Below are 11770 nucleotides of genomic sequence, written 5' to 3'. Positions count from 1 at the left end.
ACCGCTAAGCCAGGTTACTGGCGCCGCTGGATGTCGCGACGCAAACGGCCACTCAATGATGGCTACGATGAGTCGGCACGTACCGTTTCGGTTTCGGCAAATGAAGTGCTGGTGCAGTTGGCAGGCGATCTGCTCTACGAAGTCGTGCCGTTGCGTGGCTTGAATCATGCCCCGGATATCGATGAGCTACGCGCCCGGTTGATTACCCAAGTGCGTAGTTTTCAGCGCAATGCGCTGGAAGCGGGGATCGATCAGCATACCCAGGAGCATGCCAAGTATGCGCTCTGCACGTTGCTCGACGAGGTGATTGCCAACTGTGACTGGGGGCAGGGCGCGTGGTCCAAGCAAAGCCTGTTGATGATCTTTCACAACGAGACAGCCGGTGGGGAAGGCTTCTTCGTTCACCTTGATGCAGCTGAACTCAGACCTGTGGAGAATCTGGCGCTGCTGGAATTGATGTACCTGTGTTTGGCACTCGGATTGGAAGGGCGCTATCGCATTCAGAGCGAGGGGCGTGCGGCCTTAGCGTTGCGCAGGCGTCAGCTTTACGAAACCATTCGGTTGCAGCGGGGCCATCATCCAAAAGTGCGTTTGAATGAGCACTTGCTCACCTTGAACCACGACTATTTCAGTCGGCGCGAACGCCTATTCTGGTGGAGCTTTTGTTTTTGCTTGCTGGTGCTGGCGGGGGCCGGAGCACTTTACTTCGAGAAGCGCTCCTATCAACAACTGCAAGCTCTGCAAGCGCTGCGCCCGGCACAGTCGACCACGGTTGCACAAACACTGGCCGAAAAATTGGCCACCGACATCGAGGCCAATCGACTGACGCTTATTGATGATGGGCGGAGCGTGCGCATCGTGCTCAGTTCCACTGGTTTGTTTGCCAGCGGTGGCAGCGAGATTGCCGAACAGACGCGTTCGCTGCTGTTGCGAATTGCGCAGGCATTGGGCGAGTGGCAGGGCCGGATTCAGGTTATTGGCCACAGTGACGACACCCCCGTGGCTGGACGACTGGGGTCCAATGAAGCGCTGTCGCTCGCACGCGCCCAGTCAATCCTGAAGGTGTTGGTGGGCGACAAGCGTGACCCTCTGCGCTTCAAGGCCGAAGGTCGCGGTGCTGCCGAGCCGCTGTTCCCAAACGATAGTGTGGAGCACCGGGCACGCAACCGGCGCGTCGAGATATTGATCTATGCCCCAGAGCCTGTGGCGACCCCCTGATGGGCTAATGAAATTTCCCCCTCCTATGTGTGGATGATTGGCGTCATGCTTTTGCGATTCTTTAAAACGCTGTCACGGGCGGCCGTGATGGTCGCGGTGTTGTATTGGTTAACGGTGCTGGTGCGTGATTACGGCCCTCGCTTGTCGATAGATGGCAGCATGCTGTTCGCTGAGACATGGCAGCAATGGGGGGTATTGTTACCGTTATACGTTGGCGGGCTGATCTGGTTTTGCTGGAGATGGAAAGTTCATGCGCAACGCGCCAAACGCCGCGCTATACAAATTCAAGTTGACCTGGAAAAACGGGTAGCTCCCTGTGAGCGTGAGTTGCAATTGCGTGAGCAGCTCACACAATGGCGCTTGCAAACACAGGTTGAGGGTGTTCGGCCAGCATTTTTGCTCTTCGACTTGCATACCACCTCGACCGTTGACCTGCGTATTGAGCGGGTAGGGCGTTACAGCGTGCTGACGGTGAGTGGCCGCTTGCTGTCCGAGGCTGAGTCGCGACGCTGGCAATGTTTGTTGAATGAGCTCAAAGACGCTAAACGTGACCGATGCGCTTTGGTGGGCGGCCTGTTGTTATTGAATGCTCAGAAGCTGCTCGGAGCCGATGACGGCCAGGAGTTGCAAGCGTTAAGCCTGCGCGAGCGCCTGGAGGAACTGGCGGGCGCGATCGGTAAGGGCTTGCCGATCCAGGCTATTGTGAGCCACTGCTCCGGTTTGCCGGGCTATGTGCCCTCGATTATGGGATTGCAGGGAGAGGAGCGTGATTTGGCGATTGGCTTTCCTTTGGGGGCTAACCAATCCAACCTCTTGCGATTGGCCGAACGCATGGGTAACCGACTCGAGTCCCTTGATGACAGCCTGCTTGACCGATTGCAGAGGGAGCCGCTGACCTTGCTGCGGACTCAGCTTTATGGGTTTTCACCGTTGTGGCGACTGTTCAGCGGGCACGTACAGTCATTTTTGCAGGCGGTATTTCATGATCAGGCGCGTTTGCAGTCGCTGCGCTTCACGGCGGGGGATTTGGCTGAAGATGTTCAAGGGGCTACGAGTTCGACGCTGTTACTGCGGACCTTGCAGCAGTGTGAGCGTCATGGAGCCTGGCGTATGTTTATCAAGCACTCTGCAGGTTGGGTACGCTCGCATGCTCGGGTGTGTTTGATATTGATCGTGGCGGGTGTATGTGCTTTTCTGGCCCATCATTATCATCATCAGGCGCGCATGCTCGATAAGCTGGCCGAGCAGCGGGAAGCGCTATTTAACCTTCGCCAGGGTGGACTTGAGCGGCTCACCCTGCTGACCGATATGGTTGATGTTTCGCAGGATAAAGGTTGGCTGCCCAGCTTGCGGCTTAACCAGCAACAGCGCCTGGTGACACTGATTCAAACGTTATACGAGCAAGCGTTGAACGAGGTCATTGCGCAACCATTGGCCAACGTGCTGGAAGCGCGGTTCAACAATCCTAAGGCGCACGCTTACGACAATCTGCGCCTGTATTTGATGCTGGGTGGGCAAGGTCATTTGGATATCCACTTCATTGCGCGCGAACTTAAGGTATTGTCGGATCAGCGGCTACCTCAACCGCAGCGTGAATGGCTGAACGCGCATTTACAGCGGGCAGTACGGTCGATACGTGCTGCTGCACTGTTGAGCGTCAACGAAGCTCTGGTGGAACAGGCCAGAGAGAGCATCTCGCGTGAACCGGTGGCGCAGCGTGTTTACCGCCAGCTATCGACCGTGTTGCGAAACCTGCCCCACAAGGAGTTGAGCGTTGCCAGCGAAATCGGGACAGGAGGCTTGATGTTATTTGCCTCGCGCTCTGGCCGTTCTATGACGCAGGGGGTGCCTTGGCTCTTTACCCAGGAAGGTTATACGCACTTGAACCAACGATTGGAGCGTTTCATTGCCAAGGCTTTGCGTGGTGAAAGCTGGGTTATGGGATCGGTTCGTCAGCAAGCTCAGCACCACGTGCGGGCCGAAATATTGGGTCTTTATCAACGTGACTATGTGAGGCATTGGGAGTATTTCGTCTCTGACTTAAAAGTTGCGGGTCTCAATGAACCTGAACAGTTGCCGGGTCGTCTGGAGCGCCTGTCACAGCAGGACGGCGTATTGACTCGATTGTTACAGTTGATCGACCGTGAAACCCGCCTAAGCCTCAATGCTGACAATGAAGGCATGATCAAGCGTCTTAGCCAACGCTTCGTTGCGCTGACGACACGTTTGGGTGTCAAGGACAACGCCAAGGACAATCTCAAGGGCGCATCGGAGCAAACTGCTGTAACGCAACACTTTGCTTCGTTTCATCAACTGAGCGGGACTGTCGAGGGGCGGCCCGGCCTCTTGGATCAACTACGCGAAGCGATGGCTTACGCTGGGGTTTATCTGTCTGCCCGTGAAGCTTCAACAGCCTCGGGTTTATCACCACCCGACGTCAATGCGCTTGAGCGCTTGGACTCACTGACGAGTACGTTGCCGCCGCTGATAAGGCCGCTGTTCAGTGACATCGTCAAAGTCGGTAAAGGTTGGGTACGTGCACACCAGTCCGTGACCCTTACAAAAAAATGGGCACAGGATCTTGGGCCTTACTGCGAGCGTGTGGTCCAGCAACGCTATCCTTTTGATCGCAATGCAAGCGCCGATGTGCCACTGGAGGCTTTTAACCAGCTGTTTGCCGCTGACGGGTTACTGCAAACATTTGGGCGCTTTTATCCTGGTCGTCACAAAGACGAAAGCACCTTACTTCGCCCCGACAACAGAGCGGTTGAGGGTGATGAGATCGACCCTTTGGTTCTGCTGCAATTTGACCGCGCAGAACATATCGGCAAGGTTTTTTTTCCTGCAGGCGCCGCGCAGGCGCGCATTGATTTCGAAATTAGCCCGGTGACCATGGACGAAGAGATCGCCTCCTTCAGCCTGATCGTGGATGATCGGCAGTTGAGTTACTCTCACGGCCCTATTTTGCCGAGCCTGTTTACCTGGCCCTCTCAAGTGCTGGGTACGCGACTTAACGCGGTGGTGACTCTGTTGGATGGGCGTACCATACGACAGTCGCAGGAAGGCACGTGGGCGTGGTTTCGGTTGATCGACCAAGGGCTGCTGAGCGCCGGCCCTTCTGCCGATACTCAGTGGCTGACGCTTTCATTTGAGGGCTATAACGTCGTATTGCAGATACGCAGTGTGGGGCTTGAGCAACCCTTCGGCGACGTCAATGTGCGAGCGTTTCGCTGCCCTTATTCGCTGGGTGCGTAACTAAGTGTTGCCGGGGGCAAGGTTGGCATCGGCGGAACTAACCTATGCAGATTTATTTCCTACAAGTTGCCCTACAACACTGACATTTAAATATTGTTACTTTCCTCTGTGGTGATCACCACGGAGCTCTAACTAATGAAGAAAGTAATGTTGAAAAAAACACTGGGTCTGGCTATTACCCTGGCATCTACACAAGTGTTTGCGGCTGGCTTTGCATTAAATGAACAAAGTATCAGTGGGATGGGAACAGGTTTCGCCGGGCGATCTTCATCGGCCGAAGATGCCAGTACTGTCTATGGCAACCCCGCAGGTATGGTTCGCCTGGACGGCCAGCAAATAACCGGTGGTCTAGCCGTTATTGATGCAACGAGCAACATCAGCCAGGCCAGCGGCAGTTCGAGTGGCAGTAACAAGGGCAACATGGTGCCGCTTACCGGCGTGCCTTTTGCTTTCTACACCCAAAAACTGAACGAGCAATGGGCTGTCGGCTTTGGTTTCTACGCGCCATTTGGCATGGTCGCCGATTATGAAAAAGGCTTCCAGGGCAAAGCTTTCGGCAGCAAGAGCGAGGTGAAAGTCATCACGCTCCAGCCAACCGTCAGCTATGCCATCAACGATAAGTTATCTATCGGCTTTGGCCCGACCATCAACCGGGTTTCCGGTACCCTGGAGTCGGATATCAACCTTCCGAACCCAAGTCTCGCGTCCAACAATATCAAAATCAAGGGTGACGACACCGCCTTGGGTTTTAACGCTGGCGTGTTGCTTCAGGCAACAGACAGCACGCGGGTAGGCCTGACTTACCATTCGCAGGTCAAGTACAAGCTGGAGGGGCACACTCAAGTCACTAAAGGTGCCAACGTTTCTGACGCAGTATTGAGCAGTGGCCTCTACGACGCATCACTCAAAATTGATACGCCAGAATCCTGGGATTTCTCTGTGACGCAAGATGTAAATGCCGATTGGAAGCTCTATGCCGGGGCCAGTTGGACACGTTGGAGTCGCCTGAAAGACATTACGGTCAAGAACGAGGGCGTTACTAATAGCGACGGTGTGTATGCTCAGGCTTTGCTCACTACCATTAAAGAAGAGCAAAACTGGCACGATACCTGGGCCTATGCCGTGGGGGCTTCCTACCGACTGAACAAACAGTGGGTGCTGCGTACCGGTTTGACGGTTGACCAGTCGCCGACCAACAACACGGATCGCTCGCCACGTATTCCTACCGGGGATCGGACCATCTTCAGTCTCGGTGCTGGCTACGATGTCGCGCCGAACATGACCGTCGATGTGGCTTATGCCTATCTCAAGGAAGCGCCGGTCAAGGTTGACCGCACCAACGCGCTTGGCCAGTACTACAAGGCCAAGTACGAAAACAGCGCTAATGGTTTCGGCCTGGGGGTCACTTACCGTTTCTAATTCGCCTTCGTCTACGCCCTGCTTTCTTACAAGAGAGCGGGGCGTTTTCGTAGATGGGAGTGGGCGGTGCAGAGGCTGCTGCCTTCAACGTGTCAAGCCCGCTGTGCATTTGGCACCGGCGGAGGAACTGATTGCCAGAGAACGGGCGCGTAACAAGTGAAGCTGGAAATCTAAAGAAGAAATAGCCCGACGATTGCCGGGCTGGTTTGCGCTCACGTTTTTAATGTCGTATCACTATTCAATATCGATCTTGATCAGTTCTCTGACTTTCCGATCCAGCGCCTTGATAGCCGCCGGTGTATCTGCTCGTAACCACGCATCCACTGCAAACACCTCCTCAAAATCGCCGCCGATGGACGTGCCGGGTGCTATATGGGTATTCACACTGAGCACGCCGGGCAGTTGGCGTGCCGCTTCGACGCCGTGGATTCCCCTTAAAATCCCACTTACTCGTGGGTAAACCGCAGACATCCCATGATACCCAGACGCTATGGGGGGCTCGGGAAAACTAAACGGTTTGCCCAGCAGTTGTTGAACGTACACAGCTGCAAAATCAACACCACGTAAAGCCAGCAGACTTTCCCGCACACGCATTCCACCAACGCGCGGATTAACTTCGATGATGCTGGCACGGCCTTTGGAGTCGTATCGTAATTCAACGTGACAGAAAGTATTCCTCAAACCCAGCGCGTTCAATACAACGCGCGTGTAGATCAATATTTGCTGCTGTTCGTTGAGCGTAAGGCGAACGGGAGGGCTGACCAAGAGGTTTTCATAGGAGGTGTATGAGCTCTGCTCCACGTCTAACTTATCGTGCATCACCAGCGGCAGGATGTGATGTCCGGTGCATAAACACTCGACACTGATTTCATAACCATTAATCGCCTCTTCTGCGAGCATCTCACGCATGGGCTCGAAATGTTCGTCGCCAATGTCGTGGGCGCAAAAATATTCAGTGTAATAACCATGGCGAGCATGCTCCTGGTAATGGCGGAATACGCGGCGCATGTCGGCAATATTCTCACAACGTGAAATAAAACTTGAGCCCAAACCCACCACGGGTTTCAGTATCAGTGGAAAGCCCACATGCTCGGCGGCGACTACAAGGCTGGCATCGCCGATAACGCGTGCGTAACGTGCGGTATAAACATTGCGTTCACGTAGGCGCTGGCGCATGGCGAACTTGTTGTTGGCGAGGTACAACGCGTCGACAGGAGGATGCGGCAAACCGCGCCGTGCGCAAAGTTCTGCGACCTGGGCTCCCAATAGCCCTTCGGGTGTGAAGAAGCCGATACAGGTGCCGATGCCGACCACGGTTGCGTATCGTTCCAGGCTGCACACCATTTTTTCCAGGCCGGCGCTGCTCCAGTCCTGAATGGGGATGGCGCGAAATGGCAAGGCGTCTATGTCATCAGGGGTGAGGGTGTCAGGTACGACGGCAATCATAGTCAACTCGGCTTGAGTGGCCGCGACGGCAATGGCATGTAAGTTTGGCAGGCGGATGATCAAGTTTTCTATAACGATAATAGTGAGTGGTTTCATAGGGCGCTTAGTGGGTCAATAGACGAGAAGGGCGTCGTTGCCATCCGGGTAGTGCGAGACGATGTAGCCTTGATCATCAATCTCGTGCAGGGGCGGCAGGCTTGAGTTACCGGAAAGTGCTTTATAGCGCTCGGCTGAATAGGGTGAGCGGGCACGAATAAAACGCTGTCCGCCAATATTTTCGTAGCGCAGGACTTGGCCTGGTGTGATGTAGTGCGTGCCCACAGCCGTGACGTACCCATAAGGCAGTGCATAGGTGCCTGAAAACGCCATCAATTGGGTAGTTAGGGTGTTGCCTTTTTGCACCGTGGTGCGCAGCGGTGCCTGACCTGGAGCATCTGCACAGTGCATTAAGTGATAAGGCGTGATTCCAACCGCAAGGAAAAGATCGATAAGATTTTTAAGGCTGTGGAAATCGTCGTTGACCCCTTTGAGCAGTACTGCGTGGCCACGTGCGTTGATGCCCCGACGGCTGAAGCCATTGAGTGTCCTGATGACGTCCGCTTGCAGCTCACTGGCGTGGTTGATTGCAACGTCCAGAGACACGCTTGTGGAGCGCAGAGGATAGGCATAATCGACATAGTTATAACTGGCCATGCGTTCGATAAATGCTTCATTAATGCATTCTGGTTGAAGCAGGGCATGCCGGGTTGCGATACGAATGTTATTGAGATGAGGGATGCTCGCCAGGTTTTCCAGCAACGCGAACAGCTGTTTTGGTTTTACCAGCGGGTCGCCGCCAACGATTGAGGCTTGGGTGATGCGTGCATCCTTGCGTACGTACTCTATGGCATTAATGAGGTTTTCTTCACTCATCGATAGGGCGTCGCAGCGCACAGTGCTGGCTTTCTTGATGCAGTAGCGGCAGGGACAACCGAAATAAGGTGTCAGCTCAACCCGGTCTTCATCAACGCGCCATATGCCGCAAGTGCAGTTTTTTTGCTGGTGATGGCGCATGCTTGTCGCTTCCATGTCGAGGACGGTGAGGAGGATAGACGCTGATGTTGTTATCAGAGAACCATTAAAGTGCCATCTAATAGAATGGTTCTGATACAGCTATTCAGCGTAATTCAGAGTTATTCATAGTGAGTCCGACATGGCGCGCTTCGTTAATGACTTTATAGCGATTACAAGGCCGCCTTCATCTGGCTGAAGGCGGTTGCTACGCCTCGCAGGATGGTTTCAAAATTATTCAGTATGATTAAGTAGTGTGATGCGCATTTTCCCTTTCTGCGTTCGAAAGGTGCGGCTATCGAAATAGCTATGCTGATTTATCAGTCGAACGTCCTTTTTAAAGAGCGACAGTTTAGCGACCTGAAAAGTAGGTGGATTGCGTGTAATTCACGCATGGCTTTGAGCTCAATTGTTTAGGATTGAGGTTTAACACATTCAGCGGACTTACTATGAAAATTTCAAGTGTCATTGCCTCAGTTACTCTGAGCTTCATTACTCTCAGCGCACATGCAAAAGGTCTGGATCACGTAATAGTAGTCTCGACACAAAAAACTTCCGGTACTATGTCTGTGGGCGAGAAAAGTGCCTATACACAAAGTTTTGAAATTTTCCTTGGGAATCTCAAGGGACGCGGACTTGATTTGGCTGGCTACTGTTTGAAAGCTTACGGGGCTGAAGGCCAAGAATTCAAATTGGATACTGTGGATGAGGTGCTCACCGTCGGAAAATTAAAAGTAGGCGCCCCGGTCCAAGGTATGGCAGTGTTTTCATCAGTCGATCCCAGCGTGTATCAACCGCTGATGATCAAACTCTCGGAAACATGCAAATAAGCCATTCTCGAATATCAGAATGCTGGACCTCTGTTATTTTTGAATGTTTGCTGAGTAATAAAGTGAAGAATGAGATAACTGAAAAAGAGATGCGCTGGGCATTGTTTGGTGTGTCTGAACCCGTTGTGTCGGCGGGCAATAAACATAGAAAGCATCCTGCTCCGCAAGTTTCAACGATACTGAGCGTAAAATCAGAAAAACAAATAACTTCAAAGGTTTTCACCTCTAAACTTCGGGTGAAGCTCAGAGTAAGTAATGAGTTTGAAGGGAAAATGTACGAAATAGTGCATGAGGCTGATACGCTCAGTTCCCTTGTTGCTGAGCAAGAGGCTGCCAAGGCCGCGAGGAAAAAATATCGCTTTGTCGAGGTAATTTCGGTCAGACAATGCAGCGGATAGCAGCTGTGTCTCGACGGTTGTTATTGCGCATGTCGTATGAATTAGTCAGTCGCGTCAGATCCTCTTTGCCATCAGGTCTGACCTTTCGCATCCGCGCCAGCCCTTGCGTCCGTTGGGCTGACCAAAGATGTAAATATTACTCTCTAAAAGCTCACCGTTCCCCGGATGCCGACGGAACGCCATAAACGAAAAAACCCGCCAAACGGCGGGTTTTAAAGGGTCCCACAGACTTTACTGGCTGTCAGTGGACTATAGAGATGGTGCCCGAACCCGGAATCGAACCGGGACGCCCTTACGAGCGGGGGATTTTAAGTCCCATGCGTCTACCAGTTTCGCCATTCGGGCGGTAGCGCGGTGTAGCAGGGTTGGGAATATATAGATCCTGTCGCTTCGACGCAACCTCGAAGCGCGCTTTCCTGCATAAAGATATGCGTGAAAAAGCGTGGCAGATCAGTCATCTACATGTCCGCCGAGTTGAGTCCTGATGAATTTACGCGGCGCAGGAACAAGCCTCATAAATGACAGTCATAGCGATATGCCATCCTGGCAAATTGCGAAGGAATCAATTGATGCCCAGTGTCCGTAAGCATTCTTGGATGATGGCTTTTGGTGTAGCAGGGCTGTTGGGTTTGGCCATGGCCGGCCCGACGCAGGCGGCGGGTGCGGTGCGTTGGGGAGAGTTCAGTGCATCGTCGACAGATAGATTGACGGGCGCCTCGGTAGAGGCTGGCAATACCTATGTGCTGAAGTCGTCGAGTCTTTCCGTCGGCGATATCGAGGCGCTGCAAGCGGCGCAAAAGCGTAGCGAGAGCGAGCTGCAAAGCCTGAAAACCAAAGTGGATGGTCAGGATCGGGCATTTGACGAGTTCAAGCGTAAGGACGGGTCGAGTTCAAGCAGCAGTGACAGTCAGGTGTCGAGTCTCAAGCGCACAGTGGATGAGCAGAAAAGTACGATTGATCGGCAGAAAGACGAGATCGATGGCCTCAAGCGTTCCATGGACGATTTGAAGCGCAGTGTGGAGACGTTGAGTAATAAGGTGAAGTGACACTGGGCCTGTTCATGGGGCAGGAGCAGGCGCTAACCTGCCACGCCACTAATCATAAAAAGGAGTGAGTGATGAGCGATGAAAACCTGCCGCTGGAAGGCAGTTGCCGCTGTAGCCAGGTACGTTTCAGCGTGAGCGTGCCGCCTGTGATCACCATGGCCTGCCATTGCACCGGTTGCCAGAAAATGACCGCCAGTGCGTTCTCTCTCAGTGCGCTGTTTCCTGCCAGTGGCTTTACAGTGACCCAGGGCTGCCCGGTGATCGGTGGTTTGCATGGCATCGATCGCCACTACGTATGCCCCCACTGTATGAGCTGGCTGTTTACCCGCCCTCACGGCGTCGATGAGTTCGTCAACGTGCGGGCGACCTTGCTGGATAATGCCCACGACTACGTACCATTCATGGAAACCTGGACCAGCGAAAAGCTGCCTTGGGCAAGCACGCCAGCGGTGGAAAGCTTTGCACAGTTACCCGAGCCGCAAGATTTCCCACGCTTGATGCAAGCCTACGCCGCGCTCAATCAATCAGCGCCAGCAGGTCGGTAGTACCTACATCCACCCCCGCCTGGGTCAGCAGTGTTGTCACCTGGCCCCGGTGGTGGGTCTGGTGGTTGAAGAAATGCACCAGCAGCCCGAAGAAGGGTTTCTCGGCGGCCGCACCGCGCATGTTGTGGTAGCGCAGATCCTGGTCAAAATGGGACTCGTGCAGGCTGTGGGCCCACTCGACGATCAGTTGGTCCAGCCAGGCGCGATGCGCCGAAAGTTCACTTAGATCGGCAAAGTCCAGTTGCTTGAGATCGGCGGGGGCAGCGATGGCACTCAATGGCGCCAGTGCCGAAAAATCAGCTGGGTGCTCGGCAAAGCGCTTGAGCCAGACCGTGTCGCCCAGCACCAGGTGATTCAAGGTGCCGAGGATCGAGCCGAAGAACGCCTGCCGGTCCAGGATTAATTGCGCGTTGGTCAACGTGCCGGCGGCGTCATAGACCTTGCGGTTCATCCATTGGTTGTAGTTGGCCATCAGCGCGATATGCTCGATGCGGTTCACCAATGTTCTCCCTTGACGGTGTAGTGGCGCCATCATAAAGCTTGCCCGCCCGGCGGTCATGGTG

The 11770-nt window shown here is 53.9% G+C and carries 10 protein-coding genes and 1 tRNA gene; 7 read left to right on the top strand and 4 right to left on the bottom strand.

All coding sequences use genetic code 11. From position 1 onward, the window contains the following. Window positions 1-30 precede the first annotated feature (30 nt). From icmH to TU73_RS12715, 3 genes are all read left to right on the top strand, one after another. The gene (gene icmH / locus TU73_RS12725; RefSeq protein WP_082642613.1) at window positions 31-1218 is read left to right on the top strand and encodes a type IVB secretion system protein IcmH/DotU; all 1188 of its coding nucleotides are present in this window, start codon (window positions 31-33) and stop codon (window positions 1216-1218) included. A gap of 45 nt (window positions 1219-1263) precedes the next feature. Then, window positions 1264-4473, top strand: a complete 3210-nt coding sequence (gene tssM, locus TU73_RS12720) for a type VI secretion system membrane subunit TssM (protein WP_162276322.1) — start codon at window positions 1264-1266, stop codon at window positions 4471-4473. A gap of 135 nt (window positions 4474-4608) precedes the next feature. Next, on the top strand, window positions 4609-5892 hold the full coding sequence (locus tag TU73_RS12715; protein ID WP_057012504.1) for an OmpP1/FadL family transporter: 1284 nt from the start codon (window positions 4609-4611) through the stop codon (window positions 5890-5892). A gap of 234 nt (window positions 5893-6126) precedes the next feature. On the opposite strand, the gene TU73_RS12710 is transcribed toward TU73_RS12715, so the two are convergent. Together TU73_RS12710 and TU73_RS12705 are read right to left on the bottom strand one after the other, a co-directional pair. After that, entirely contained in the window at window positions 6127-7434 is a 1308-nt protein-coding gene (locus TU73_RS12710; protein ID WP_057012503.1) for an ATP-grasp domain-containing protein, read from the bottom strand. A 15-nt stretch (window positions 7435-7449) separates the two neighbouring features. Beyond that, complete coding sequence (locus TU73_RS12705) at window positions 7450-8391, bottom strand: radical SAM protein (protein WP_057012502.1); 942 nt, start codon at window positions 8389-8391, stop codon at window positions 7450-7452. A gap of 446 nt (window positions 8392-8837) precedes the next feature. Between TU73_RS12705 and TU73_RS12700 the strand changes: the two genes are divergently transcribed. Continuing rightward, window positions 8838-9218 (top strand): DUF4354 family protein, encoded by a 381-nt coding sequence (locus tag TU73_RS12700; protein ID WP_057012501.1) that lies wholly within the window; start codon window positions 8838-8840, stop codon window positions 9216-9218. A gap of 62 nt (window positions 9219-9280) precedes the next feature. Continuing rightward, a complete protein-coding gene (locus tag TU73_RS12695; protein WP_156421219.1) occupies window positions 9281-9616 on the top strand; it encodes a hypothetical protein in 336 nt (111 codons plus the stop codon). 258 nt (window positions 9617-9874) lie between these two features. Here the strand turns inward: TU73_RS12695 and TU73_RS12690 are convergent. Next, window positions 9875-9961 (bottom strand) — tRNA-Leu (locus tag TU73_RS12690). Between the two features lie 224 nt (window positions 9962-10185). On the opposite strand from TU73_RS12690, the gene TU73_RS12685 reads away from it, so the two are divergent. Further along, the gene (locus TU73_RS12685) at window positions 10186-10662 is read left to right on the top strand and encodes a hypothetical protein (protein WP_057012499.1); all 477 of its coding nucleotides are present in this window, start codon (window positions 10186-10188) and stop codon (window positions 10660-10662) included. A gap of 71 nt (window positions 10663-10733) precedes the next feature. Continuing rightward, window positions 10734-11207, top strand: coding sequence for a GFA family protein (locus TU73_RS12680; protein WP_057012498.1), 474 nt, complete (start codon window positions 10734-10736; stop codon window positions 11205-11207). Here TU73_RS12680 and TU73_RS12675 read toward each other — a convergent pair. Next, window positions 11179-11706: a DinB family protein gene (locus TU73_RS12675; RefSeq protein WP_057012497.1), complete on the bottom strand. Its 528-nt coding sequence runs from the start codon at window positions 11704-11706 to the stop codon at window positions 11179-11181. The genes TU73_RS12680 and TU73_RS12675 overlap by 29 nt on opposite strands. Window positions 11707-11770 lie beyond the last annotated feature (64 nt).

The organism is Pseudomonas libanensis (assembly GCF_001439685.1).
Classification (GTDB): domain Bacteria; phylum Pseudomonadota; class Gammaproteobacteria; order Pseudomonadales; family Pseudomonadaceae; genus Aquipseudomonas; species Aquipseudomonas libanensis.
Note: the sequence above shows the minus strand (reverse complement) of the source record. Positions and strands in the feature narration are given on the sequence as shown.

Excerpts from the sequence above, each read along its gene's own strand:
- TU73_RS12700 (WP_057012501.1), top strand. The coding sequence starts at position 8,838 with ATGAAAATTTCAAGTGTCATTGCCTCAGTTACTCTGAGCTTCATTACT.
- TU73_RS12710 (WP_057012503.1), bottom strand. The coding sequence starts at position 7,434 with ATGAAACCACTCACTATTATCGTTATAGAAAACTTGATCATCCGCCTG.
- TU73_RS12715 (WP_057012504.1), top strand. The coding sequence starts at position 4,609 with ATGAAGAAAGTAATGTTGAAAAAAACACTGGGTCTGGCTATTACCCTG.
- tssM (WP_162276322.1), top strand. The coding sequence starts at position 1,264 with ATGCTTTTGCGATTCTTTAAAACGCTGTCACGGGCGGCCGTGATGGTC.
- TU73_RS12680 (WP_057012498.1), top strand. The coding sequence starts at position 10,734 with ATGAGCGATGAAAACCTGCCGCTGGAAGGCAGTTGCCGCTGTAGCCAG.
- icmH (WP_082642613.1), top strand. The coding sequence starts at position 31 with ATGTCGCGACGCAAACGGCCACTCAATGATGGCTACGATGAGTCGGCA.
- TU73_RS12705 (WP_057012502.1), bottom strand. The coding sequence starts at position 8,391 with ATGCGCCATCACCAGCAAAAAAACTGCACTTGCGGCATATGGCGCGTT.
- TU73_RS12685 (WP_057012499.1), top strand. The coding sequence starts at position 10,186 with ATGCCCAGTGTCCGTAAGCATTCTTGGATGATGGCTTTTGGTGTAGCA.